Source organism: Lysinibacillus sp. G4S2 (genome assembly GCF_030348505.1).
In the GTDB taxonomy this organism is placed as follows: Bacteria; Bacillota; Bacilli; order Bacillales_A; family Planococcaceae; genus Lysinibacillus.
This window is the reverse complement of record NZ_JAUCFJ010000002.1, coordinates 911,925-937,592: the sequence shown is the minus strand read 5'-3', so window position 1 is coordinate 937,592 and position 25,668 is coordinate 911,925. Positions and strand designations below refer to the sequence as shown.

Sequence of the window (25,668 nt, the reverse complement as noted above, 5' to 3'; positions counted from 1 at the left end):
CACTTGAAAGAAAGCAGTTCGAAACAGTAAATGATTTTTTGTTTTTTATTTTAATACCTCCGGATGGAAACCATCTTTTTGGAAGTAATTTTTATGTGACCAAATATTTAACTTTTCTTTTTCTGCACCTTGTTGGATTTCTCTAAACTCATCCTCAAACGTATTGTTTGGTTTATGAATAAAGCGAACTGCCGCAAGCCCTTCATTCAATAAAGATTCCTGCAATAATACATCATCCACGAAGACATAGGCTAATAGTCGATCATAGTTATCTGTTTCTGGTCCAACATCGTAAACCGCTTCTATCTTTTTAGCGTTTTCTAACAATTTAATCGTATAATCTCTCGCCTCTTTAGCATAAGGCTGTGCTTCACCTTTGTTATAATTCATCTCTGGTGTATCTACCATCAGTAAGCGAATTTTTTGTTTCTTTCCGTTAATTGTCGCCTGAATTGTATCGCCATCATATGCTTTAATATAGTCAACATCAAAGCGCTTATTTCCTGTTTTTTCTTCAACCTGTTCAATGGAAATAGTACCCTGCTGGTCGGTAGTTGTTGTTGCATTCTTTTCTTCGGCAGGTGATCTGCCAAAAATCATATACAATGCAACCGCTAGAATGATTGTACCACTCGTAATTAACGTTTTTATATCTTGCATTTTCATGTAGTAGGTCCCTCACATTTTTATTACATTTAAAGAAGCTTTCAAACAGCATCCTTCACTAATCAAAAACCTTAAAAAGTTTCACGATGTTTCTATTGTAAAATATCAGGCTACTACATTCAAGCTATGTAGGTGCAAGCAACTCGATGATTTGAGGATACTTCAACAAACTGACTATTTTTATCTTATAACGTGTTGAGCAGTAATATTTTAAAGAATTTATAAAAGACGTGTGTGAGTATACAAAACAATTGCCTATGCATACTAAAAACAGAGCCTCCTAAAGTGAAAGAGGAGGCTCTGTTTTATATAGTAAAGCTTTGTTAAATTTCATTATGTGATTTTGGTTTTGGTCCTAGCTCTTTTGGCGTTATATCTGCAAATGTCTCGCCCTCTTCTTCTAAGTCACGCATACGATGGGCAATACGAGATGCTGCAGAAGCTGCAATACTGCCAACTAAATCATCTAAAAACGTATTTACATGATGTCCTGGTTCTGTGTCCAGCTTCTTAATAATACCAATTTTTTGCTTGTCTAAGTGACCGAAAGTTGTTACCGCTATGCTACCATATGTAAAAACAGATCCAAGTGCGATTGTTTCATCCACACCAAATAAACCCTCATCGGATTCTATTATTTGCTGTAATGGAGCAGATAATAATTTTTTCTCTGCCAGTTCATCTAATTCAATACCTACTAATAAAGCATGTTGAACTTCACGCTTGCGTAATACACGCTCGACAGAATGAATACAATGGTCTAATGTTAAGCCTTCATTATAGGACTTTTGCATTTCATAAACGATTTTAGCAATATCCTCTAGCGATACACCACGACGAATGAGTGCAGCTTGGGCTGCCTTCGCAACTTCATCAGAGTGTATGCGAGTACTTTTATTATGCATAAATAACCCTCATTTCGTTTTTTTTTGCTAGTATAGTGCTAGCCCAATCTATTATACCTTTACTTTCGTATATGGTACAATTTTCTCACAAACACATGAAGGAGTGGCATCATTGGATAAGGGAACAGTACAGGACTTAAAGTTCTATAGTGAAGCGTTGCAGGAGGAATTACAGCTTTATATTTATGTCCCTGCAAATTATTCTCCACTATATAAATATAATATTTTAATTGCATCAGATGGCAAGGATTATTTCCAACTTGGGGGTATCACAAAACTAGCTGATGAACTTATCGATGACTATGAAATCGAAAATTTAATTATCGCGTTCGTCCCATATAAAGATATTAAGGATCGACGTCACAAATATATCCCTAGCGGAGAGCAACATGAAGCTTATCTGCGTTTTTTAGCACATGAGCTTGTGCCCTATTTAGATGCTGAATTTGCAACTTACCAAATGGGTATGAGTCGTGCAGTGATAGGTGACTCTATGGCTGCAACTGCTTCCTTAATGGCTGCTTTAAAATATCCAAGTATTTTTGGTAAAGCGATTTTACAGTCACCATATGTCGACGAAAATGTACTTAAAGCTGTTGAAAAATTTAAAGATCCAGGGGCAATTTCTATTTATCATATTGTCGGAAAAAAAGAAGACCAAGTGGTGACAATGGACAAAACAATAAAGGATTTTTTAACACCGAATCGTCAATTGCATGACCTTATGTTAAGCAAAGGATTTTCTACATTTTATGACGAGTTTGACGGCAATCATACGTGGAAATATTGGAAACCTGATTTACGTCGTGCATTAATCGAAAATTTCAATTAATTTGGGCGATTCAAATTACGAAAAGCGAAATATCTGTTATACTTTAATAGAAAAATTGTTTACTTTCGGGAGGTAATGGACTATGAAGTACGGTATTGTGGCATTTCCATCAAAAAAATTGCAAGACCTAGCTAATACTTATCGCAAACGTTACGATCCGCATTATGCGAAAATCACACCGCATATGACGTTCAAGGACAGCTTTGAAGCAACAGACGAGGATATTAAATCCATCGTAAATCAATTAGATGAACTTGCTGCCAAATATGCACCTTTAAACATTCATGCATCACGCATAAGTTCGTTTTTCCCTACAACCAATGCAATTTATTTCCGCATTGAGCCGACAGAACAATTAGAAGCATTTCATGATGCACTAATAGAAAAAATTCCGTATGGAGAAACTAAACATGTTTTTGTACCACATATTACAATTGCTCAAAAAATGACAGCCTCTGAGCACGATGACATCTTTGGGCAATTACGTATGACAGGTGTTGACGAAAAAGATACAATTGATCGTATTCATCTTTTATACCAATTGGAAGATGGCTCGTGGACAACATATGAAACATTCCGATTGTCAGGAGCTGAGTAATTCTTGTACAACGTTAAGATTGTGGAAACAGCAAAAGAGCATGAGGATGCGTTTGCAGTTCGCAAACAGGTTTTTGTTGAAGAGCAAGGTGTGCCGCTACATCTAGAATGTGATACTGAGGATGCATCTTCAACGCATTTCATTATGTATGAGGGTAGTGAGCCAGTAGGTGCCGCACGTCTTCGTGGTATTGAAAACGATACAGCAAAAATTGAACGTGTCTGTATTTTACAAGATCAGCGTGGCAAAAAACTAGGTGCTTTAATAATGAAGGAAATGGAGAATCATGCCATTTCTATTAATAAGAAAAAACTAAAACTCCATGCACAAAGCTATGCTATTCCTTTTTATGAAAAGCTTGGCTATTCGGTAACATCTCCTGAGTTTATGGACGCTGGTATCCCACATCGTGCTATGGAAAAAATAATTTAGAACAACAGGAATTCCTTAGTCTGAGTTTCTTAATTTCTATTCTGTGAATGAAGACCAATGGGTGTTACGATAATGCTGATGCATATCGTAACACCCTTTTTGTTTTTTTAATTGTTTAAAAGGTTGAATTATCAATGAACGTCCATTTACCCAACCTTTTTGACAAATTGCTTTGCCTAGTGGATATATCATACTATTTCATCATTTTAGTGATTTTATCTAAATCTAGTGAATCACCATCTTGAATAATAGATTGTACTATTTTATCCTCAAGCTCTTGCGTAATTTGTCTCTTAGATATCTTACTTACACGTCGTACGATTTTTCTAACTTGTTTTTCATTTTTAAAATCTGCATGCTGAATTGCATTTGCTAATGCGAAGATTTCCTCCATTGATACCCCTGTTTTCTGTTCAATTGAATTAAAAAACCCGCGATGCATGTTCCCCCTCCTATCAGTTACAATTCTTTATTTCCATTGTTTTTTATGAACGAAATATTTAACAACGAGTGAAGGCTTTAAACTTTGGTTCAGATCATGGGGCGCTCTGAAGAAAAGCTAAAGCCTTTTATCTAATGTCACATTTAATCAATTATGCCTCGGCATAATTGTGTCTGGAATCGGCTTTGTGCTTACTTAAAGATCTCCTTTCCGATTCCGTGACATCCGCCAGAGGCTTTAGGTCAATAGATGTTAAATTACATGAAAGTAGCGCCGACAATAATTAGAAGAATGAATAGGACAACAATTAGAACAAATGTTGAGCTCTGACCATGGCCACAATAGCCACCGTAGTAATCGCCTCCGCAATAACTATCGTTCCAGCTACCAACATTTCCTCCATACTGTTGTGTGCACCAGCCTTGATATCCCATAAAAATACCCCTCCCTTCTACAACCTATAATATGTTTTCGGTGTAGAAATGGGTGGGGTATTCGTCTAGTCAACATTTCCTTTTGGTTTAAAAATTAATGCTCCAATAAAGCCAAAGACTATGGCAGCACTGATTCCTGAGCTTGTTACTTCAAACATCCCAGTCAACACACCTACAAGTCCATGTTTCTCTGCCTCAGCCATTGCACCGTGCGTTAAAGAGTTGCCAAAAGATGTAATAGGGACTGTTGCACCAGCACCTGCAAAATCAATTAGAGGTTCATACAAGCCCATTCCGTCTAAAATTGCCCCAACTACGACTAGAGTACTCAATGTATGTCCGGGTGTTAATTTACCAACATCCATTAGTAATTGGCCTATAACACAAATAAGGCCACCTACAATAAATGCAAATACAAATGTCATAACCATAGCTTTTGCCTCATTTCATTGTAATTTCAATTGCATGTGCCGTACATGGAATTGTCTCGCCCTGTTGAAATGTAAGCGGAGACAGTAATGCTCCTGTCGCCACAAGAAGTACTCGTTTATAGGTACCTGCCCGCATCTGTTGGATCACATAACTAAAAAAAACAGCAGCCGAGCAACCTGCACCACTTGCACCGGATTGAAATGTTTCATCCTGTCCATAAAACTCTGCACCTGCATCACGTAAAAACGTTAGCTCCTCACTCTTTATGCCACTTTCAACAAACATTCCTTTTAGCAGTTTTAAGCCAAGTTGACCTAAATCACCTGTTAAAATTAAATCATAGTGGTAAATTTTTTGATTACGCTGCTCTAAATGGGATTGAATCGTCTGAAAAGCAGCTGGTGCCATCGCTGCGCCCATGTGAAATGGATCATCCATACCGTAATCAATCGATTTTCCAACTGTTGCTGCTTCAATAGAAGGGTATTCTTCATGATGCTTACCAATAAGAGCATAACCAGCAGCTGTTACGGTCCATTGAGCAGTTTGCGGCTTTTGTGAGCCATAATCGATTGGATAGCGGAATTGCCGTTCCACTGCATTATGTTGACTAGATGCACCAGCTAGCGATAAATTAGAGGCACCTACTTCTGTTAAAAGGCTCGCAATAATTACTGAAGATACAGAGGTGGCACATGCTGAGAATAATCCGATAAAAGGAATGTCTAAGTCTCTGGCCGCAAAATTGGTCGGGGTCATTTGATTCACTAAATCGCCACCCATCAAGTAATCAATGTCCATATTTTTCACGCCCGCTTTTTTCATGGCAGATTCACAAGCCTCTTCAACCATTTTTCGATGGCCCTGTTCATTTGTTTTCATTTGCCAACGTTCATCATCATAGGTCGCATCAAAATATTGACTAAATATACTACGTTTCTCTAGTGGACCTGCTACTACACCACCTGCTATTAAGGAAGGCTTCGATTGAAAGACAATTACCATGAAACCACTCCTATCGTCACAAGAATATATTTAATAAGGGCAACAAAAAAAGCGGATACAACACCAAATAATACAACTGAACCGGCTAATTTAAATAAATTCCCACCAACACCTAGTACTAATCCTTCAGATCTATGCTCAATAGCAGCTGAAATGACAGCATTCCCAAAGCCCGTAACAGGCACAGCCGATCCAGCCCCAGCAAATTGACCAATTCTCTTATATAAACCAAAGCCCGTTAAAACCATGGCAAAGAACACCATTGTTGCAACTGTTGGATTTCCAGCTGTCGCTTCCGTAAAATTAAAGAAGATCATATAAAAAAGTGAAACAGCTTGTCCAATTGTACAAATAATGCCTCCTATAATAAAAGCCTTTGCGGCATTCTTTAAGTAGGGAGGCTTCGGTGTGACATTTTGTTCTAATTTTTTATATTGCTCTTTTTCCATTTATGTCTCCTCCTTTGAAAGCTCTTTCAATTCCTTGATTTTTTCTTTCAGTTTATTATCTTCAACTTTATCCTTTTTTATTTTATTGGCTTCATAATAAATTTTATAATCAGCTGAAACCAAAATGGCTTTGTTTGGATATTTTTCATCAAATTTCTTTTGCAACTTTTTCTCTAATTTAGCCTTTTTCCACTTATCCCATGGTTTAATCTGAACTGCTACAAGCATACTATTGTCATATTGGATAACCGTTGCTCTGTCCACAAAGTCCTGTTCTTTTAAAATGGTTTCAACTTCCTTTTCATTTTCTGGTGAACCATAGACAATAAATTTTTCTTTTTCACCGCAACCACTTAAAAGCGTTAAACTGACTAATAGAGGTAACATAATTCCTAATAGCTTCAAGTTTTACCCTCCTTTTCTTTAAAGTTTCTCCAACCATAAAAAAACTATTCATTTGACTATATATACGAAAGCCCGAGTCCATTTTTCATAAGTACATATTGTAGAAGTAGTAACGAGGAAAGGAGGTGACAATATGGGTTGTGGCAAGCCAACAAATCCTATTGGACCAATCCATTCAGCAGGCTGCGTTTGTGACGTAGTACGCGCTATTTTAGACATTCAAAATCAAGCGGTGAGAGAAGAATGTCAACCATGTACAGCTAACTGTTTCTTAGAACCACTTGGAGGCATAGTAAGTCCTGCACGCTCTCATGCAGATACACGTGTATTCATGTTAATTACCAAAGATGGTACTCCTTTCAAAGCATTCTTTAGTTCTCCAACAGCAGATCCATGTAAATGTACATCAGTATTTTTCCGTGTAGAAGATATGTTCGATGAGTGCTGCGCCACTTTGCGTGTTTTAGAGCCTTTATGTTCATTTGACTCTAGTGAAAGTACAGTAGACCTATTAAGTCGTGATGGTTGCTGTGTCAACATGAAAAAAATATGTAAAGTAGATGATTGGAATTCAACTGAAAGCTGTATCACTGTAGATTTATCATGTTTCTGCGCTGTACAATGTATTGCTGATGTTGACTTAGGGATTTGTGACTAATCTTTTCTCCTTTGACACACTACACAAAAAAAAGTGTACAGCATCCTCTGCTGTACACCTTTTTCATAAGGTAGGTAATTGTTTACCTCGCCATAATATTTGTTTTATATCTTCAAAATAGATAATCTCTTGTGACTTTAATTCTAAAGAAGTTAGCATCAATGAATCAGTCTGTACTTCAGATGCAGTACCGCGTAAATTCCTACCATCTTTCAAAGATATGACTAACGGTTGATAGGCTTTTTGCCGAAACGGCTTTTCTAAAAATTGAAGTTGTTTCAGTAAATACGGATCTATTTGTTCTTCTTCTTTTTCTTCAATAGTTTGTTCGTTGAAATAGCCATCCTTTACATACACCGATGTACTTTCATTCAAATCAAGTTCATGTAGCATCTTAGAAATATTTAGAAAATATGTTGGTGATTTTATAAACAAGCGTGGCTCTCGACCCACATTACTCACTTCCCTTTTTTCATACAATATGCAAAGGAAAGGAATTTGGTTCTCAGGCTATTTGACTTAAGAAAACTGTCGCCAAACCTAAGTAAATTAAAATACTTGTAATATCATTTAATGTTGTAATAAATGGACCTGATGCGACAGCTGGATCAATTTTCAGGCGATGCATAAGCAGTGGGATAAAAGAACCTGCAAGTGTTGCCACTAAAATAGAACCACAAAGCGCTGCACCTACCAACATTCCAAGAATAAGCTCTTGTTTCCAAATATAGACGATACCGATCACAATTATTCCACATACAACTCCAGACATTAAGCCTGTTCCTGCTTCACGTAGTAGTAATTTTAGCTTGCTATGTTCTTCGACGTCTCCTGTCGCAATTCCTCGTATAGCTACCGCTAGTGCCTGTGTTCCACTATTTCCGGAAGTACCTGAAATGAGAGGAATAAACACAGCGAGTAACGCAACTTGTTCTAACGTTGCCTCAAACTGTCCCATTAAATTTGCTGTTAACATCCCTAAAAATAATAATATGACAAGCCATGGCAAGCGTTTTTTTGCCGCTTGAAATGAGGTCGTATCAAATTTATCCATATCGGAAATACCCGCTAATTTAGAGTAATCCTCCGATGCTTCCTCATCAATAACGTCAATAATATCATCGACTGTAATAATCCCTAGTAATTCTCCCTTATCGTCGATAACTGGAGTTGCTAAGAAATTATAGTCCTTCATAATTTGAGCAACCTCTTCTTGGTCATCCCCTGCGTGCACCATCACAACACGTTCATTCATAATCGAACGTATAAGAGTATCTTCATCAGCAATAATTAAATCGCGAAGTGAAATAACGCCTGTTAATCGATGTGCTTCATCAACGACAAAAATATAATAAATCGTTTCAGCATCTGGCGCCTCTTTTCGTAAAATCGCCATTGCTGAACGAACAGTGGAGTTTTCTGGAATAGCTACATATTCTGTTGTCATGATAGAACCAGCCGTATATTCATCGTAGCTTAATAGTTCATTAATTTCTTCAGCTGTTTCCTCATCCATCATGCCTAAATAGCTTTCACGTTGCTCTGTATCCAACTCATTTAAAACGTCTGCAGCATCATCTGCATACATATGAGAAAGCATTTCTGCACCATATGCCGGAGCCATCTCAGCTAGATACGCTGTGTACTCATCATCATCTATTTCGATTGCCTCAAAAATATCAGCCATTTCCGTCGGAGACAAGAACGCATAGATGATCTTCCTTATATCAGGTTCCACCTTCTCATAAAACGTTGCCTGATCATACGGATGAAGCTCTAAAAACTCATCGCGAAATGCGTCAATATCATGTGCTTCGAGCATTTCTCGCAAACGTGCCTCGTCGAATTGGACATCATCCTTTTCATTTCTTTCCTCTATCATGCTTGTCCCCTCCTTCCGAGAATCAATTATGCCTCGGCATAATTGCGTCCAGAATCGGCTTTGTGCTTGCACAAAGAACTCCTTTCCGATTCAGTGACATCCGCCGGAGGCTTTAAATTATTTCAGCGGGTGTTTGACCAACCGCCGAAAAGTAAATTCATTTGAACCTGTTGCTATGCTTTCGGTACAGAAAACATTTGCTGAAATAAGTTAAATCATTGATACGGACAATGCCGTAAATCTACCTTTTATATAATAGTGTGTATTGTACCTTTTCTGCAAACCCTTTTTTTAATTCTTAACAATGTGCACCATTGCTACAATCTAATTGGATAAATCTGTGGATAAAAGTTTCTATTTTTCACCTTTACTGAATAAAAAATGGCTCATCACCAAAAGTTGGAGATGATATTTATTGTAACGTATGCCATGTATATAAGTTGATGATCGTTTCGACTGGGCGACTCCTTGAGGATTAGCGTCACAGATGAGACCATGGAGCGAGCCAGTAGAGGAACGAAGGCTAAAAACATCACGTCCTGTGTTAACGCTTCGTGACCTACGTCGTGTAGGCCCAAGCGGCTCATCGGATGCCCCCAGGAAGCTTTGCTCTGTGCGAAAGCAAAGCGGCAGCAACAACAAATGTTTTTTCTATGCGAAAGCGAGGCGGCAGCTACAAAGCGCCCAGTCGGAACGGAAATCAACCCCACCTTATAGTAATGTGCCTAAAAAACCATCTACTTCACTATACCCTACAATCACTTGATTTTCTGTTAACGTGCTGTTAAGAAAAACCTTCCCTATTAAAGATAAAAAATGATAAGGAGATGCCCGTTTGTGCGAACATCTCCTTAAATATATAACATGATTTAGTAATAGTTTTCACAATTAGTGAACTATAGACTGTTTAGATAGTCTTCGTCATAGTGCAGTTCTCGAAACTTTAAGCTAAGGAGTCATTCAGTAATTGCTGCATATCTTCGTTTAAGTTACTTGTGAATTGTAAACTCTCACCTGTTAAAGGATGGAGCATCTTTAAGGACACGCAATGGAGGGCTTGCCTATTTATATGGACGCGACTTCCGCCATAAAGTTCATCTCCAACAAGTGGATGTCCCATATAAGCCATATGCACACGAATTTGATGTGTACGCCCCGTGTGCAACTTTAGCCGTATATGTGTCATCGGTTCATCCTGTAAATAAAAGCGTTTTAAACTTGTCACATCTGTATGCGCAAATTGACCGTCTTCACGCACCTCTCGCTCAATGATACTCGTCTCTTTGCGACCAATAGGAGCAATGATTGATTGTATATCTTGAGCTACATGTCCATGGACGATTGCTTCATATTGTCGAGAAATTTCTCCACTGCGTTGTGCAAGTCCTGTTAAATGATGAATATGAGCATGTTTAGCAATGCATAATAAGCCAGAAGTATCACGATCTAGTCTCGTAACGATATGGGCAGTAGATGCTAGACCTTGTTTGAGAAAATGACCGCACACTAGATTAGCTACGCTAAGTGTTGGATGCTCTCGTGAAGGAATCGTACTCTGATTTGCTGGCTTATTAAGCACTAAAATAGCTTCATCTTCATAAATAATAGAAAGTTCACCATGTTCAACAGCGAGCCCTTCACTTTTTTCTTCAGGAGGGAATTTCACCTCAACTCGATCCCCAATGTGAAGAGGATGTCTAACATTGCGTTCAACACCATTCACTGTTAGTAGGCCTCCATCAAATTTAATGGCTGTTAAAGCTCGCTTGGAAATACGCCATTCAGTTAAGGCCTCTCTTAGAAGCTGGCCTTCCTTTTCTGCTATAAAATGCAGTGTAAACCTTGTATCCATCTTACTCATTTGCCACGAATGATTCATGTACTCGTTCCCAGAATGGGAATGGACGGAAACGAGCAAAACGTACTTTTTCACTTGCTACATTAAAAGCAATCGACTTCACATCGCCTTGCGTAACTTGTAAATGATCAACCGTCATATTAAAGTTTTGTTCATTAACTGGACGTAAAATACAGTGATGGTGTGCTGGTAAAATGAGTGGTGAACCAACTGTACGGAAGACGCGGTTATTGATAGATGCTATTTCAGTAATTTGGATTGCTGCTAAAGTCGGGTGAATAATTGCTCCACCGAGGGCTTTATTATAAGCTGTACTACCCGAAGGAGTCGACACACATAGCCCGTCTCCACGGAAACGTTCAAACTGATTACCATTTAACTCCACATCCATAACAAGCGTGACATCAGGTGATTTCACAGTCGCTTCATTTAACGCTAAATACGTATTGGATTCCGCATTATGATGCTCCACCTTTACTTCTAGAAGTGGATACTCCACAACGTTAAAGTCCTTTTTAGCAATGGACAAAACAAGCTTTTCTAATTCAGATGGCTTCCAGTCCGCATAAAATCCTAAATGTCCCGTATGAATACCTACGAAGGCAACTTGATCTAGCAAATGAGCATATCGATGAAAGGCATGTAATAATGTGCCATCTCCTCCAATAGAGACTACGATTTCAGGCGCTTCTTCATCATAAGTTAGCCCAAAATCCTGCAAATACGTTCTGGCTAGCTCCATTAATTCGTTCGATTGTGCATCTCTACGTGATTGAATGGAAAATTTCATTGTGTGTCACGCTCCTTCTCGGATAGTAAATTAGGATTCGATGCTTCTTTGTACTCACTAAAGTAAGCCTGTGCTTCTTGGATTTCACTGCGAATAGAAGACATTTCCTCGTCCAATCGAAAGGCAGCCTCTGCTGCACTTTGAAGGCGATTTTTTATTTCCTCTGGGAACATGCCTTTATATTTATAATTTAGTGAATGCTCAATAGATGCCCAAAAATTCATAGCTAGTGTTCTTATTTGTATTTCAGCTAACACTACTTTTTCCCCTTGTATCGTTTCTACAGGATACTCCACAATCATATGATATGATCGGTATCCACTTGGCTTATTATGTGTAATATAGTCACGTTCTTCCACTACACGTATATCATTACGTTGACGTATTAGCTCCGTAACAGTTGAAATATCATCTACAAATTGACACATAATACGAAGGCCTGCGATATCCCCTAGCTCATCACCTAGTTGTTTAGAAGGCTCAAACGCAAGTCCTTTTTCTAGTGTTTTATCGTATATACTTGCTAAAGGCTTTACACGTCCTGTAACAAATTCAATTGGAGAATTTGCATTAACAATACCAAACTGCGAACGCATACCTTTTAATTTTACTTTTAACTCATCTACTGCTTGTTTATAAGGACTTAAAAATATTTCCCATTGTCCCATCGAAAAACCTCCCGACATTCGGTATCAAACAAAACCAACACCGTCTGTTCGTTTTGTCTTTTTATTCAGCTAGAAATGTCTTGAAGTGTTGTTCCACTGCCTGGACAAATTCCGCTCCATAATTGTAATTTCCTTCAATATTATACACGAGCATTTCTAATTCATCGTAAAAATTTGTCAGTTCAATAACTGCTTCACCTAGTTGTAGCTTTGGATTCTTCTTTTTTTGTAAAATATGTACAAGTTGTTCCCAACTACTCGGTGGAAAACGCAAGTAATGATAATCTTCACCTGCATCAAGTAAATAAATAAACGCAAAGTCATCAGAATCTGCAATTAATTGTGCAGCAGGTTTTAACTGTAAATTTTCCTCAATGTCGTTTAAACTAAAATGAAGTTGCTCGTTTTCAAAATTCAATGTTTCTATTGTATAAATTTTACGCACATGCGGTTCCCCTTTTTTTTCGTACTCTTCCTCTTATTTTAGCATACAGGGTAAATAGTTGCAGTGTGTAAATATTAAAACAATGAATTAAACTTTTTAGCTCATATCCATAACTAGGACGTGGGGTTGATTTCCTCTCCGACTGGGCACTTTGTTGTTGTTGCTGACGCTTCGCTTTCGCACAGAGCAAAGCTTCCGATGAGCCACTTAGGCCAAAATGATGTTGGTCACGGAGGCATGATCGCAAGACGTGATGTTTTAAATAACCAATTTCACATCAACAACAACCTATCTTTCTCCTAATCAACACACGTAAAAAAATTTAAAAATAAACAGGTGAGCATAAATGGCACAACAACTTGAAATAGAATTCAAAAATCTCTTAACAAAACAACAATACGAGCATTTATTGCAAGAGTTTCACATTCCCGAAAATGCTATTCATCGTCAAACAAATCATTATTTCGACACTCCTTCCCAAGCTATTCGGAAATTACAAAGCGGGCTTCGTATTAGACAAATCGACAAATACTTTGAATGTACTTTAAAAGAAAAAAGTGCAGAGCATGCACATTTAGAGACAACTGATGAATTAACTGCTGAACAAGCTAAGAAAATGCTTGTTGGTGAAGGCTTCTATGCCGAAGAAGTAGCAAAAAGATTAGCTTTATATAACATTCCTTTAGATGAATTAGGAATATTTGGTTCACTTACAACGGATCGTGTCGAAATACCTTATAAGGACGGTCTTCTAGTATTTGACCATTCTTTCTATTTGCAGTGTGACGATTATGAGGTAGAATATGAATCAAAAGATGCAATAAAAGGAAATGCAATCTTCGACGAATTTCTACAGCAATATGGCATCGAAAAACGAACTGCGGATAAAAAAATCGCACGTTTTATGCAAGCATTACAAATGAATAAAAAATAATACTAATAGCTTAAATTAAGAAAGGGTGACCAACTCCTTGGATATCCAATCACTCAGAACTATGCTTGAAATTCAAGCATTACAAACACTAGGCTCTACAGCAAATTCAACGTCAAACAATCTTACAGACAGTAATTCTATGTTTTCAAACATGATTAACGAATTGCTCGGTGGTGCAACAACTGCTAATAGTGCAAAATTATCCAGTTTGCTCGGGGGTGTATCAAGTGCCTCGTCAATGATGAACCAGCTTAGTAGTTTAAATGGGTTGTCTGAAAACATGCAAAATAGTGCGTATCAATCATTGCTCTATAATGGTTCTAATGCCGTCTATATCCCTGATTCTGTGCAGGCAGCATTAGCAAACGCACAATCTAGTACAAAACTCGACTCCTATGTTTCAGATAATGTCATTGGTTCAACAGCATATGCCAATGCATTAGCAGGAGCGAACCAATACGCTTCGATTATTGAAAAGGCAGCAGCTACATATAATGTACCCGAGAAACTGATCGCTGCAGTGATTAAGCAAGAGTCTAATTTTAATCCAACAGTGGTTAGTCATGCTGGTGCACAAGGATTAATGCAGTTAATGCCCAAAACAGCACAATATTTAGGGGTTACAAACGCTTTTGATCCTGAGCAAAATATTATGGCTGGGGCTAAATATTTACGCCAAATGCTAGATAAATTCGATAATGATCCATCGTTAGCTTTAGCTGCTTATAATGCAGGAGCTTCACGCGTTACAAAGTATGGTGGCGTTCCTCCTTTCAAAGAAACGCAGAATTATGTCAATAAAGTGATGAATTACTACACAGCTTAATCGCATAATCACTGTTATTACAGTCTTTTCCGGCAAATTTCACCCATTGTGGTGAAATTTGTGTTTTTCTAGCGAAAAACATTTCGAAAGAGCGCTTTGTTTGTGTTAACGAAAAGACGTTGATAGAATGAAGGTAGTCACAAGAAATTCACATTTTTGAAGATGACCGAGTAGAAAATTATACTTTACGATATAAAGAATTAAAGGAGCATTTAACTTATGACTCGAAAATACACTGTTCCTTATGAGGAGCTGGGAGCTGAAAAACTTTCAGAGCTAATTCATGCGTTCTATAAAAGAGTAGCTCAGCATCCTGATCTTATTCCAATCTTTCCGAAAGATTTGACAGAGACAGCCCGCAAGCAAATTCAATTTCAAACACAGTATTTAGGTGGACCAAATCTTTTCACTGAGGAGCATGGACATCCAATGATGCGTGCACGTCATATGAATTTTCCGATTACACCTGATCGTGCTCAAGCTTGGCTTGAATGTATGTCCGAAGCGATGGATGAAGTTGGTTTGGAAGGGAAGTTCCGCGAAACTTATTATCAACGTTTAGTATTAACAGCTCATCACATGATTAATACACCAAATGACGATGAGGGGGAATTGTTACGTGAATAATATTCAAATGTTGCAAAAGCCAACTCCTGAGATTTCTACTGCTAATAAGCCTATTGAATTGTATATTTTCGTAGATCCACTTTGTCCTGAAGCTTTTAGTATGCAAGCCATTCTTCGTAAGTTACAACTAGAATACAATCATTACTTTACCTGGCGCCTTGTACTAAGCACAGAGCTTGCCTCTTTGAATTGTTTAAGTAAGCGCGTAAAGGGTTGTGTATCTGGTATCGAACTCGACATTAATCACCCTGTTTTACCATCTATCGCTATTAAAGCAGCAGAGTTACAGGGCAAACGTGCAGGAGCTCGCTATTTGTCGAAACTACAAGAATATGTAATACTCAACCATCAAGATGTAAATTCTTATGCTACGCTGTTAAAAATTGCGGAGGATGTTCAATTAGACATGAAAGAATTTTCTGCAGACTTTGGGTCAAAGGAAACAGCACGTGCCTTCCAATGCGATTTGTATATGAAACGTGAAATGGAAGTTGATGAAGTGCCTAGCATTGTATTTTTCAATGAATGTATTGAAGATGAGGGTCTAAAAGTTAGTGGTAACTATTCCTATGACGTTTATGAACATATTTTACAAGAAATGATGGATGAACAGCTTGTACGCAAACCATTACCAACAATGGAAGAGTTATTTATAAAATTCAATACGCTTTCAACACACGAAGTAGCTTTTATCTACTCGTTAACAGAACAAACAGTTGAACGTGAATTAAAGAAACGTATGCTGCAACAAAAGATTGAACGAATTCAGACAGAACACGCTACATTATGGCGTATTAAATAATGCAATTATACTATTATTCTATAGAATAGGGATTTGTCCAAAAAGCCCTAAAAAAAAGCAAGTGAAGAGAACTTCACTTGCTTTTTTTTATTAGCCCCATAAATCAATTATCCCGTTCTCGATTCAACCACATAGACTGTAAAAATAAAATAACCAACTTCTCCATCAGAGTTATAAGCTGCTATTACAGTCCAATGGTATTTTAATTCCTTGTCACTAAAATGTATCTGCCCTTTTCTGTTACCATCTATGACCCGGCTATTTTTTCTCCCTTTGGCTGGCTGCTGTTGGCGTCCGGTTCAACAGTGATGCCGATTTGATCAAAAGTCTGCCCTTCAGCGAGCTGGTAGGTCAGTATTCCAGATCCGTTTTCGTCTGGCTTGAATATGCCGCTATTTTCCCTTGTGCCGTTTTTCAGCAGCCAAACCTGGTAAACCTGTGAACCTTCGACGCCGGGTAATTCATGAACCTGCACCACCAGATTTTTCTCAGATCCCTGCTGGACAATATATGCGATGCCGTTTGTTCCCGGGTGGCTTTGATTGGCTGCTTTTAAGGGAATGGTCGTTAAAATCTCAATGGGTATATTTTCGGCATGACGATTTTTTTCCTGTACATTCGCTATTTCAAGGCCAATAATCACGAGCAACAAGACGGCCAAGATACTGGTTGAAACTGGAGTAAAATGGTTTTTTAGCATCATCGCAAGCTTATTCATCTTAGCCATGAATGTTTCCGTATCGCTTTTCGTTTTGTGATCAAAAACAAAACCCAGCACCTCGCCTTTTAGCGATTCAGGCACCTCGATTTCGGTATAATCAAACGGCAAAGCATGCCAAGCCTGGGACAATTCCTGACATTCTTTCTTACATTTCGTACAATTCTTTAAATGTTCATCAAAGGCCATGCGTTCGCTCTCCTTGAGCTCATTTGCTATATATGGAATTAAATGATCACAATCCCTTCTCATTTTATATCCTCCAATTCCAGATGTTTCCTCAAACCTTTAAGTGCTTGGTGCAACCTGCTTTTAATCGTGCCGAGCGGCTCTTGTTCCAGCTTGGCGATCTCTGAAAGAGAATACCCTTTCCAATAAAGCAAATCGATTAATTTCCTTTGCGCCGTCGGCAATTTGTTTTTCGCCATCTCAATATCATTCATATTTACTCGTTGCTCGATTGCATTGGCAAGGTCGGCGATCTCTTCATGTTCCTCTTGATAGTGTTGCGTATGCCTCTTCTCTTTGCGGTGGTAGTCAATGCAAATATTGCGAGTAATCGTGAGGAGCCAATTCACAAAGCTGCCTTGAGCGGGATCGTAATGGCTGTTTGTTGTCCATAGCCTCAAAAAGACCAACTGAATAATCTCTTTCGTCTTCTCCTCATTCCCATTACAAAACTTCATAACGAAGCCGTAAACAAGCTTTATATATCGATCATAAAGCTCCTCTAATGCGTGACCGTGTTTTTCGTTTACCAATTTCATTAATTCCGCATCGTAATTTTCTTTCATGTGGCACTCCCTGTTATTGGATAAAAATATATTCCCATACATTTCATACGTTTTAACAAATGTCATCCACAACTTTTGGTGATGAGCCATTGCCATTATACTATTGTAAAAGTATGGATGGGAACGACCGCTACTGATCGTTCCCTGGACAGGCTTACTTAAATTCTGTTTTGCTATTTACGATAAACCATACATCTTTTACTCCTTGTCCGTTTACATCCCCTTTTTGCTGGTCTTTAGCAAAATAATAAAGAGGAAAGCCTTTGTACGTGACCTGCTTCTTACCGTTGTCTTCCCTTGTAATTGTACCGAAATCCTTTTTGTCAAAACCTTCTGGGACAGAGAAATCTTCCTGAGAAAATGCTGGCCAGGTTGCCAGGCAGTCGCCACTACAATTGCTTTTTCCTGCTTCGTCCTTCTTAAAGTAGTACAGCGTCTTTCCCTGTGAATCTGCTAGGTATTCTCCAACTTTGTCATTCTTCAAAAGCTGAAGGCTGTCAGCTGGAGCTTGTTCCGATTTAGTTTGTTCCGTTTGGGCTTGAGCGGGTTGATCCGTCTCTTTTTTTTCCTCAGTGCTTTTTCCACAGGCAGCCAAAACAAAAATAATCGATAGTATTGTGAAGGTAAAAATCCCTTTTTTCATACATGTTCCTCCCAGTTTTTTTAGATTTAAGGCTCATCACCATAAGTTGTGGATGACATTTTTTAAAATATATGTGCTGTATACTAGTTGATTGAAGTGGAGGCTGGGCGACTCCTTGGGGATCAGCGTCACAGATGAGACCCTGGAGCGAGCAACGCGAGTGAAGCGGCTCATCGGACGCCCCCAGGAAGCTCTGCTCTGCGCGAAAGCGAAGAGTCAGCGGCAAATGTTTTAGCTGCGCGAAAGCGAAGCGGCAGCGGCAAATGTTTTATCTGCGCGAAAGCGAAGCGTCAGCGGCAAATGTTTTAGCTGTGCGAAAGCGAAGCGGCAGCAACAAAGCGCCCAGTCGGAACGGAAATCAACCACACGTTTTGATGAAGAGCCAGATTTAAGGCCCAACCTTATTTCCATCCCCATTTTTGAAAGATTTGATGACCTTCTTCCGTTTTTAAATACTCAATAAATTGCTGTGCCTCTTTTTTCTGATCGGTGATTTTCGTCAGGGCGATCGGCGTTCCACGATAGAGTTTTTCTTCTTCGGGAAGTTCGACCAGGTCGGTCACATCCTTGAGCCGGTAATGCCATGATTCATAGGTAATCCAGGCGTCTAAGCTAGGATTCGATTTCCATCGTTCAATGGCTTCTGCACTCGACTTTACAGAAAGGTCAATATTTTGAGAAATACCTTCGATTATCCCTTTTCTGCCTGCCATGTCTTCCCACAAGCCGAGCTGGCCAGCACCATTCACATCAAGTATTTTGACTCCATTTTTCGTTAAATCCTCCAGGTTTTCAATCTTCTTCAGATTCCCTTTCCTCACCAATATTCCTGTAGCACGCGGGTAAAGCTCCGTTCGTGATTTAGTGTCAATCATTTCGGGATGGTTAAAGATGAAGTCCTGCATCATATATTCTGAGCCACCGAAAATAATATCTGCATCTTGCTTTGCCTGGCTGATCCAATTGCTCTCTGGTCCTGCTGTTACTTCCACCTTTATTCCCGTTTCAATTGAAAAATGTTCAGCAGCTTCCTTGATTGGTCCAAGTGGTCCGCCTGGTCCGTACACACGGATGACATGATCACTTTGAACGGAATTTAGTGTCGCCTGGGACGCCTGCTTACGGTCCATTTTTGCATTGGCTGACAATCCGGTAGCCGTAATGACAAAGAGCAGTAAAACTGATAGAAACACGGTCTTCTTCATGATTTCTCCTCCATTTTATACATGTTTTTTTAACGGTACTATCAAAGGAAACGAAGGGAGACAGCAAACGGTTTGATTATATTTTCAAATTAGTTAGAAAGTTTCATAAATAATATCAAAAATGCCTCGGCATAATTACATTTTTTAATATACGCAATAATCATCTTGGCACTTACAGGGTATGATTCTGCTTCTGAATGGCTAACAGGATAGATTAGTTGAAGAAGGATTTATCTATTCTTGGGAGAATTTATATATTTAATAGGAAAATTTGTAAGTCAAGTTTTCGATTGGATACAAAGAAAATTTGTTCTCAATTTAATGATGGAATAAGAGAAATGTTGAAATGCGAAGGAGACAATGGAAATATAACCCCATGCAGAACAAAAAAGAGTAACAAAAAAATATTGTAGATGAGGCAAAAGGTATGAGAAGAGAGTTGAAAATATTACCTAAAATCGGGATAAACGAAGTAAAGCTATTTATGACATCTTCAAACTTAAACAATATCCTAGGTGAATTGAATAAGAAAAATGTCAATGGAAAAGAATTTTTTCAATATCAAGATGATTATAGATTTCATTTTGTAGATGATGTTTTAGTAAGTATTTCTGTGAACAATCCAAAGATTATTTTTTTGAATAAACAAAAAATTGATTTAATGAATGAATCAAAGCAATTTTTATTCAAAGAAAATCCGTATTTTGTTGATGGATGTTATATATTTCCTCAATATAACATGTCGATTTACGGTTTGGATTATCCTGATGATGGAATTCAATTAACAATTTATTCAGATAACCAAAAAAATATTTACGAGAAAGATATAAAATTAGCTTTTCAATTCAGAAGTTTTGATAAACAGCTAATAAACTTAAAATATGAAATTACTCCGTATCAATCTGTAGGATTATTGAAATTCGGCATGCAACCGAGTGAAATTGAAAAAATATGGGAAGTTCCGTTAAAAATAAGCAAGAATAATAAAAAGGGAATAACTACAGAAAACAGGACGAATAGTCAAGCAATGTATAATGAAAAAGGACAGTTAATTCAACTAGCCTTAAATTGTAAAGAGGAAGTTTTTATTGATAATAAAATGTTATCAAAATTCGGTTCTAAATTGGATAGTTTAAAAAATGAAGAGTATTTTATAAACAGAAACTATAAAATATATTTCAAGTTTGGAATTGCATTAGATAATTTAGGAAACCTAACTTCCAATGATTTTGTTTATATTTTTTCAGAAGAGATGATTCCTTACTGGAAAGATATATATCGCCCTTTAATTTAACGAATCATCAGAAGTGATATGAATACTTCCCCCTAGTTGTTTATAGTTTGAAGAGAATTGTAATTTTACTTAATTGCAATTCTCTTCATTTTCGTGGCTCATCAAGGAGTCACCCAGCCTTCACTCAACTAATATACAGAGCATATATTTTAAAAAATGTCATCCACAACTTTTGGTTGTATATGTTACTGGTTCTCATTCCCAATATTTATTTTGATAAGCATTTTTTAATAGACAAGGAGGAAAACTATGAACTTTGAACAACTACTTTATATTGTTGAAGTCGCAAAACACAATTCACTCTCTATAGCAGCACAGAATCTTTATGTGACTCAATCCGGTATTAGCCAATCCATTACTAGTTTAGAAAAGGAATTGGGGCTAAAAATTTTACATCGCTCAAGGGGTCACGGTGCTGTACCAACCGATGAAGGTAGAATCATTCTGAAGCAAGCCTACGAAGTGTTAAGAAAATTGGAGGAAATCAAAGAGACCGCCCACTCATTTAATTCCATGGTAAAAGGAAAACTAAAAGTATCTTCCATACCAGGATTGACGACGATTCTAGTAAAGGCCTTAGCTGCTTTTAAACAAGATTATCCACAAGTAAATGTAGAAATAAATGAAAAAAGCGGCTCTTCTGTGATTGAAGATGTTCGCCAGCATCAGATCGATATCGGCCTGATTGCCTATTCACCAGACTGGAACATAAACATGGAAGGAATAGCTTTTGAATCACTATTTGAAGGGAAGCAGAAGATCTATGTTTCTAAACATTCTCCTTTAGCGTTTACAGGTGCCATATCTTCACATGAGATACTAGATCAAACGCTTGTTACATATTACGGTGAATTTATGCAATACTTTGTTCATGATTTCTTTAACAAATACCAGCCCATGAAAATCCTATTTACATCAAACAATTCGGACGGCATACTCCAAGCTATCATTGAAAGTTCGGCTATTACATTCGCTCCTGATTTCATCATGAAAAATTATCCCCCCGTTATAAATGGAGAGATCATTCCCATTGATTTGGTAAATCATAGAGGTCTCAATATTTCTTTTGGGTTAGTTTTATCTGAAGATAAACATTTATCCATTTTACTAAACAAGTATATTCATTACCTAAAATCTGAAATTTCTAAAATATAAGAAAAAAGAGTTGCCACTTCGTCTTATGAAAGGGCTTCTCTTTTTTATCAATCTAACTATTAAAATTGAGTCAAATCTATAGGTGTAATTCCCTCAGCCTCACAATGATCATGGTATTTTTGCAATAATGACTTCCAATTATCTCTAGCAATAATTTCTCCATTTTCATTCACATAGTCTAATGTTGCCTCAACAATATTTAACGTAATAACATCTTCATCTCCTAGAGATTCAGGTGTGTGTTGGGATCCAGCAGGCTCATAAACTACATCGCCAGCGTTAGAAACCCAATCATTCTCCATATATCTCCAAGAGCCACTAATGGTATACACAATAACCGTTCCAGGATGGAAATGTGTAGGAAGCTGTGTCCCCGCAGGAACTTTTAACAGGGTAATAGTTTGTCCTGTTACTGGATTAACTTTAAGTAACTTAAAATGAGCCACCCCAAAATAAGAAACCCACGGTAAATCATCTGGGCAGATATTACCTGCATCATATACTTCTACAGCTTTGACATTACTCATTTAAAATCCCCTCTCCCAATGTAAGTTATAAAATTCGCACATTGATAACGTTTACACTAGGAAGCTCATTAACTATTGCGAATTTATATTTTTTAGTATATTCACAATAGTTTGTGTATTCAAATTACTATTTTTAATGTGCAGTTTAATTACATTAATATATACATGCAATTCCCTTATGATCATCATAAGGGCGTTTTGATTTGGGCATTCCTTAGTTTGAATTACTAACTAGCTTCCTCCTCAACTTTTGTCGTTGTATGACCTGTTTCTGCAAGATATTGCGTCGTGTAAATATGTTTTCCGTTAATTTTCTTTACTTGAGTGGTCGTGCCACGAGCAAGTTCATTGTAGATTGTCCCACCCGAAACATTGAGTTTTCGCGCAAGCTCGCTTTTATTTGTAATTCCGGCATTCAAGTAGCCTTGAAGTTCTCCACGTTGAAATTGTGTAAGGCGTGGTTTCTTATTCGGTGTTTTTATGTTATCCTGTTCTAGCATCGTATTCGAAATCCCTTCTTATTGATTGGTGTAGGAGCCTCAATAATACACGATTTCGCGTACGATGTTTTTATTTTTCTAAAGTGTTCAACTTGATTCTACTATTCGCAATCGAAACAAAAAGACAGAATTTAATCTACACGTTTTGTAGATTAAATCTGCCTTTTTGTTTTAACAGCAACAATCTTTGAAAAAACAGCCTTACTTCCTGACTACCTCGTTGCCTTTATACACTGATGTAAGAGGCTATCGGAATTAACTCTATCTGCTCTAATTTTACCAGATAGAAACTCGATCCTCTGGAGCTACATACATGCCATCTCCCGGCTTAATTCCATACGTATCATAGAATTGCTGGAAGTTCACAATCGTGCGGTTTACCCGAATTTTATTGGCTGAATGTACATCGTTTTTGCTCAGAACCTCTGCAAATTCTTTTGTAGTTGTAGATTTCCATATTTCAGCATTACTTTCGAAATATGCTTTATAATCCGGATTACTCATTTTGGATACAACTTGCAGTGAAGCGGCCATTCCACCTAAATCAGCGACATTCTCGCTTAGTGTAAGCTGACCGTCGTTCAACACACCCGGAATAATCTCAATGTTACTATAGAACTCAATCAGTTCCTGGTTTTTCTCTTTGAATTTCTTAAAGTCTTCTTCTGTCCACCAGTTATTTGCATTTCCGTTTTCATCGTATGCCGATCCGTTATTATCAAATGCATGGGTGATCTCATGGCCAATGACCATGCCAATAGCACCATAGTTTTCTTCAGGTTTAGCTTTAATATCATAGAAAGGTGCTTGGAGAATACCTGCTGGGAACGTAATCTCGTTATTAAGCGGATTGTAGAAAGCATTTACGGTATAAACACTCGTTGCCCATTCCGTTCTATCAACCGGTTTTCCTAGCTTGGCTTTCGTGTTATCAATGTATGCTTTCTTTACTGCGAAGGTATTAGTGAACAGTGAACCACCTTCGTCATATGTCTTGATCGCTACTTTGTCTAATGTCGTATCCCACTTATCTGGGTAACCGATCTTAACAATCATCGTATCCAGCTTTTTAATCGCTTTAGCTTTTGTCGTTTCTGACATCCAATCAAGAGATTTGATTCTTTCTTCATACGTAGCAATTAACTTCTCTACCATTTGCTCAACATCTTTTTTAGCTTCTGGTGAAAAATGTTTTTCTGCAAACATTTGCTCCAAATACCCGCTCATTGTGCCAGTTGTCATGGCTACTGCGATTTCCTGATCTGTTTTTTCTCCTGCAACACCGTATAACGTTGCAGAAAACTCATTTGCAGCGTCTCTGAATTCATCTGCCAACAAACCGCCTGTTGCCGAAAGCAGTTGTACTTTGGAGTAAGCTTTAAGTACGTCAAGATTAGCTTCAGTCAAGAGTTCTGCGCCTTTTTGCGCCAGCTTCACATCGAATACGATTACTTTATCAGCACTGTCGACTTTCATCGATTTCAAGACTTGTTTCATATCTACTGTTTTGAACATGTCATCGAATTGTTCGATCGTATACGGATTATAGAATTTATTGACATCGCCTTGTTCATGAGGTTCAAGCGATACAGAAGCTAGGCTTTTCTCCATTCCGTAAATTTTCTCGGCATGGGCTTTCGCTGCAGACTCTTCCTCCCCTGATGACACGAGAAGTTTGCTCATATATTGAATATAGGCTTTTTTCGCTTTCTCGTCTTCCGTTACAAAGCTGTTCTTGTCCAGACCGGTAGCTAATCCAGTGTAATACAAAGCATTTTCGCTACTGTTCTTTGCATCGCCCATGATTGCAAAGCTAAATAATGCGCTTAGACCCAATTCTTTCTCCAGGGTAAGATCTGCTTGAACGAGCTCGTCAAACGTTTTAGCCTCATTAATGGCCTTTACATATTTTTGAATAGGTTCAATCCCTTGTTTATTTCTATTTTTTGTATCTAACGCTGTCGTATAGAAGTCGGCAATTTTCTGTTCTTTTGTTCCTTCTGTGAACTGTTTGCCAGCTAACTCATTTATTATCTTTTCTATTTTATCGTTATTTTGCTTATGCAGCTCGGGAAATCCGCCGCCCATGATTTCTCCTGCCGGAATTGTCGATTTATTTAACCATTCCTTATTGATTGCTTCATAAAAATCGTCATTTAAATGGGAGCCTTCAAGCGTCCACACTCTGGCGATAATTTTTTGGAACTCATCGATCGTAATAGTGTCATTTACGCCTAATGTGCCGTCGGGTTTGCCCATCAGTACGCCTGCTTTTGCCAGTTTATCGATATCTTTCTTAGCCCAAGCGGGTACATCAGTGAACTCTACGCCAAATGTTCCACTGCGCAGATCATTTCCGACAGGCTCTGGTAATTCGCCGAATGCCCTACTCAACATGACTAAAGCTTCAACCTTCTTTGCTGGCTCATTCTCTCTTAAATCTTCGTTTTTAGAGTATTTCATAATGGCTTCTTTATTAATTCCTGGTTGATAAGCGTCTGCTGCCATCAACAAGGTTTTAACGATCTCTCCTCTTGTCGCTGGTGGCGACGTTTCATCGGCATACACCGATACGCTAACTGATAGGACCATTATTATGGCCATCAGTAACGATAAAAAATTCTTTTTCATCTTCGTGCTCCTCTTTAGTAAATTTGTATAAATAAAGATAAATGAGTGGAATTTAGGATTTCCATCATTTATATACCATTTTAGTTGATTTATTTCAGTTTGAAAATATGT

33 protein-coding genes are annotated in these 25,668 nt (G+C 37.9%); 12 read left to right on the top strand and 21 right to left on the bottom strand.

Translation table 11 applies throughout. The features are described from left to right. Positions 1-45: 45 nt before the first annotated feature. Together QUF91_RS04820 and QUF91_RS04815 are read right to left on the bottom strand one after the other, a co-directional pair. Entirely contained in the window at positions 46-666 is a 621-nt protein-coding gene (locus QUF91_RS04820) for a thermonuclease family protein (RefSeq protein ID WP_289417021.1), read from the bottom strand. 323 nt (positions 667-989) lie between these two features. Then, positions 990-1,571, bottom strand: coding sequence for a phosphatidylglycerophosphatase A family protein (locus tag QUF91_RS04815; RefSeq protein WP_285395545.1), 582 nt, complete (start codon positions 1,569-1,571; stop codon positions 990-992). 112 nt (positions 1,572-1,683) lie between these two features. Here QUF91_RS04815 and QUF91_RS04810 point away from each other — a divergent pair, with 112 nt between their 5' ends. From QUF91_RS04810 to QUF91_RS04800, 3 genes are all read left to right on the top strand, one after another. Continuing rightward, positions 1,684-2,403, top strand: a complete 720-nt coding sequence (locus QUF91_RS04810; RefSeq protein ID WP_289417020.1) for an alpha/beta hydrolase — start codon at positions 1,684-1,686, stop codon at positions 2,401-2,403. Between the two features lie 82 nt (positions 2,404-2,485). Next, positions 2,486-3,001, top strand: coding sequence for a YjcG family protein (locus QUF91_RS04805; RefSeq protein ID WP_285395543.1), 516 nt, complete (start codon positions 2,486-2,488; stop codon positions 2,999-3,001). Between the two features lie 3 nt (positions 3,002-3,004). After that, complete coding sequence (locus tag QUF91_RS04800; RefSeq protein WP_285395542.1) at positions 3,005-3,433, top strand: GNAT family N-acetyltransferase; 429 nt, start codon at positions 3,005-3,007, stop codon at positions 3,431-3,433. 193 nt (positions 3,434-3,626) lie between these two features. On the opposite strand, the gene QUF91_RS04795 is transcribed toward QUF91_RS04800, so the two are convergent. From QUF91_RS04795 to QUF91_RS04770, 6 genes are all read right to left on the bottom strand, one after another. Further along, positions 3,627-3,875: a stage VI sporulation protein F gene (locus QUF91_RS04795; protein WP_285395541.1), complete on the bottom strand. Its 249-nt coding sequence runs from the start codon at positions 3,873-3,875 to the stop codon at positions 3,627-3,629. A gap of 257 nt (positions 3,876-4,132) precedes the next feature. After that, positions 4,133-4,309 (bottom strand): YjcZ family sporulation protein, encoded by a 177-nt coding sequence (locus tag QUF91_RS04790; protein ID WP_285395540.1) that lies wholly within the window; start codon positions 4,307-4,309, stop codon positions 4,133-4,135. A 65-nt stretch (positions 4,310-4,374) separates the two neighbouring features. Further along, on the bottom strand, positions 4,375-4,734 hold the full coding sequence (gene spoVAE, locus QUF91_RS04785; RefSeq protein WP_285395548.1) for a stage V sporulation protein AE: 360 nt from the start codon (positions 4,732-4,734) through the stop codon (positions 4,375-4,377). Between the two features lie 16 nt (positions 4,735-4,750). After that, complete coding sequence (locus QUF91_RS04780; protein ID WP_285395539.1) at positions 4,751-5,746, bottom strand: stage V sporulation protein AD; 996 nt, start codon at positions 5,744-5,746, stop codon at positions 4,751-4,753. Then, positions 5,740-6,195 (bottom strand): stage V sporulation protein AC, encoded by a 456-nt coding sequence (gene spoVAC, locus QUF91_RS04775; protein WP_285395538.1) that lies wholly within the window; start codon positions 6,193-6,195, stop codon positions 5,740-5,742. Before spoVAC ends, QUF91_RS04780 begins: the two co-directional genes overlap by 7 nt. Beyond that, positions 6,196-6,600 (bottom strand): hypothetical protein, encoded by a 405-nt coding sequence (locus QUF91_RS04770; protein WP_285395537.1) that lies wholly within the window; start codon positions 6,598-6,600, stop codon positions 6,196-6,198. A gap of 133 nt (positions 6,601-6,733) precedes the next feature. Between QUF91_RS04770 and QUF91_RS04765 the strand changes: the two genes are divergently transcribed. Then, a complete protein-coding gene (locus QUF91_RS04765; RefSeq protein WP_285395536.1) occupies positions 6,734-7,258 on the top strand; it encodes a CotY/CotZ family spore coat protein in 525 nt (174 codons plus the stop codon). Positions 7,259-7,321: 63 nt separating this feature from the next. On the opposite strand, the gene QUF91_RS04760 is transcribed toward QUF91_RS04765, so the two are convergent. Continuing rightward, entirely contained in the window at positions 7,322-7,711 is a 390-nt protein-coding gene (locus QUF91_RS04760) for a hypothetical protein (RefSeq protein ID WP_285395535.1), read from the bottom strand. Between the two features lie 52 nt (positions 7,712-7,763). Then, entirely contained in the window at positions 7,764-9,140 is a 1,377-nt protein-coding gene (mgtE, locus tag QUF91_RS04755; RefSeq protein WP_285395534.1) for a magnesium transporter, read from the bottom strand. A gap of 487 nt (positions 9,141-9,627) precedes the next feature. Here mgtE and QUF91_RS04750 point away from each other — a divergent pair, with 487 nt between their 5' ends. After that, entirely contained in the window at positions 9,628-9,906 is a 279-nt protein-coding gene (locus QUF91_RS04750) for a hypothetical protein (protein WP_289417019.1), read from the top strand. A 177-nt stretch (positions 9,907-10,083) separates the two neighbouring features. Here QUF91_RS04750 and QUF91_RS04745 read toward each other — a convergent pair whose 3' ends face one another. The 4 genes from QUF91_RS04745 to QUF91_RS04730 all read right to left on the bottom strand — a co-directional run bounded on the left by QUF91_RS04745 (position 10,084) and on the right by QUF91_RS04730 (position 12,901). After that, entirely contained in the window at positions 10,084-10,992 is a 909-nt protein-coding gene (locus QUF91_RS04745; RefSeq protein ID WP_285395547.1) for an RluA family pseudouridine synthase, read from the bottom strand. A 1-nt stretch (position 10,993) separates the two neighbouring features. Further along, positions 10,994-11,788 (bottom strand): NAD kinase, encoded by a 795-nt coding sequence (locus tag QUF91_RS04740; protein ID WP_285395532.1) that lies wholly within the window; start codon positions 11,786-11,788, stop codon positions 10,994-10,996. Further along, positions 11,785-12,456 (bottom strand): GTP diphosphokinase, encoded by a 672-nt coding sequence (gene yjbM, locus QUF91_RS04735; protein ID WP_285395530.1) that lies wholly within the window; start codon positions 12,454-12,456, stop codon positions 11,785-11,787. The genes QUF91_RS04740 and yjbM overlap by 4 nt, the downstream gene beginning before the upstream one ends. A gap of 61 nt (positions 12,457-12,517) precedes the next feature. Continuing rightward, positions 12,518-12,901 (bottom strand): UPF0738 family protein, encoded by a 384-nt coding sequence (locus QUF91_RS04730; RefSeq protein ID WP_289417018.1) that lies wholly within the window; start codon positions 12,899-12,901, stop codon positions 12,518-12,520. A gap of 346 nt (positions 12,902-13,247) precedes the next feature. On the opposite strand from QUF91_RS04730, the gene QUF91_RS04725 reads away from it, so the two are divergent. The 4 genes from QUF91_RS04725 to QUF91_RS04710 all read left to right on the top strand — a co-directional run bounded on the left by QUF91_RS04725 (position 13,248) and on the right by QUF91_RS04710 (position 16,090). Beyond that, positions 13,248-13,835, top strand: coding sequence for a CYTH domain-containing protein (locus QUF91_RS04725; RefSeq protein WP_289417017.1), 588 nt, complete (start codon positions 13,248-13,250; stop codon positions 13,833-13,835). Between the two features lie 37 nt (positions 13,836-13,872). Continuing rightward, positions 13,873-14,661 carry a lytic transglycosylase domain-containing protein gene (locus tag QUF91_RS04720; protein WP_285395526.1) on the top strand — a complete coding sequence of 263 codons (789 nt, stop codon included), beginning with the start codon at positions 13,873-13,875 and terminating at the stop codon, positions 14,659-14,661. A gap of 219 nt (positions 14,662-14,880) precedes the next feature. After that, positions 14,881-15,288 (top strand): globin domain-containing protein, encoded by a 408-nt coding sequence (locus tag QUF91_RS04715; RefSeq protein ID WP_285395524.1) that lies wholly within the window; start codon positions 14,881-14,883, stop codon positions 15,286-15,288. Then, complete coding sequence (locus tag QUF91_RS04710; RefSeq protein ID WP_285395523.1) at positions 15,281-16,090, top strand: DsbA family protein; 810 nt, start codon at positions 15,281-15,283, stop codon at positions 16,088-16,090. The genes QUF91_RS04715 and QUF91_RS04710 overlap by 8 nt, the downstream gene beginning before the upstream one ends. Before the next feature lie 247 nt (positions 16,091-16,337). On the opposite strand, the gene QUF91_RS04705 is transcribed toward QUF91_RS04710, so the two are convergent. The 3 genes from QUF91_RS04705 to QUF91_RS04695 all read right to left on the bottom strand — a co-directional run bounded on the left by QUF91_RS04705 (position 16,338) and on the right by QUF91_RS04695 (position 18,245). Next, entirely contained in the window at positions 16,338-17,060 is a 723-nt protein-coding gene (locus tag QUF91_RS04705; RefSeq protein WP_285395522.1) for an anti-sigma factor, read from the bottom strand. Continuing rightward, the gene (locus QUF91_RS04700; protein ID WP_285395521.1) at positions 17,057-17,602 is read right to left on the bottom strand and encodes an RNA polymerase sigma factor; all 546 of its coding nucleotides are present in this window, start codon (positions 17,600-17,602) and stop codon (positions 17,057-17,059) included. Before QUF91_RS04700 ends, QUF91_RS04705 begins: the two co-directional genes overlap by 4 nt. Positions 17,603-17,756: 154 nt before the next feature. Then, positions 17,757-18,245: a hypothetical protein gene (locus QUF91_RS04695; protein WP_285395519.1), complete on the bottom strand. Its 489-nt coding sequence runs from the start codon at positions 18,243-18,245 to the stop codon at positions 17,757-17,759. Between the two features lie 263 nt (positions 18,246-18,508). Here QUF91_RS04695 and QUF91_RS04690 point away from each other — a divergent pair, with 263 nt between their 5' ends. Next, positions 18,509-18,637, top strand: a complete 129-nt coding sequence (locus QUF91_RS04690) for a hypothetical protein (RefSeq protein WP_289417016.1) — start codon at positions 18,509-18,511, stop codon at positions 18,635-18,637. 9 nt (positions 18,638-18,646) lie between these two features. Here QUF91_RS04690 and QUF91_RS04685 read toward each other — a convergent pair whose 3' ends face one another. Next, positions 18,647-19,450, bottom strand: coding sequence for an extracellular solute-binding protein (locus QUF91_RS04685; RefSeq protein WP_289417015.1), 804 nt, complete (start codon positions 19,448-19,450; stop codon positions 18,647-18,649). Between the two features lie 427 nt (positions 19,451-19,877). Here QUF91_RS04685 and QUF91_RS04680 point away from each other — a divergent pair, with 427 nt between their 5' ends. Both QUF91_RS04680 and QUF91_RS04675 read left to right on the top strand, forming a co-directional pair. Then, complete coding sequence (locus QUF91_RS04680; RefSeq protein ID WP_289417014.1) at positions 19,878-20,744, top strand: hypothetical protein; 867 nt, start codon at positions 19,878-19,880, stop codon at positions 20,742-20,744. Positions 20,745-20,993: 249 nt separating this feature from the next. Beyond that, positions 20,994-21,899, top strand: a complete 906-nt coding sequence (locus QUF91_RS04675; protein ID WP_289417013.1) for a LysR family transcriptional regulator — start codon at positions 20,994-20,996, stop codon at positions 21,897-21,899. Between the two features lie 59 nt (positions 21,900-21,958). Here the strand turns inward: QUF91_RS04675 and QUF91_RS04670 are convergent, their stop codons facing one another. The 3 genes from QUF91_RS04670 to QUF91_RS04660 form a co-directional block, all read right to left on the bottom strand. Further along, positions 21,959-22,426 (bottom strand): 2,4'-dihydroxyacetophenone dioxygenase family protein, encoded by a 468-nt coding sequence (locus QUF91_RS04670; RefSeq protein WP_289417012.1) that lies wholly within the window; start codon positions 22,424-22,426, stop codon positions 21,959-21,961. 227 nt (positions 22,427-22,653) lie between these two features. Continuing rightward, a complete protein-coding gene (locus tag QUF91_RS04665; RefSeq protein ID WP_289417011.1) occupies positions 22,654-22,926 on the bottom strand; it encodes a helix-turn-helix domain-containing protein in 273 nt (90 codons plus the stop codon). Between the two features lie 276 nt (positions 22,927-23,202). Next, entirely contained in the window at positions 23,203-25,557 is a 2,355-nt protein-coding gene (locus tag QUF91_RS04660) for a M13-type metalloendopeptidase (protein WP_285395511.1), read from the bottom strand. Positions 25,558-25,668: the final 111 nt, after the last annotated feature.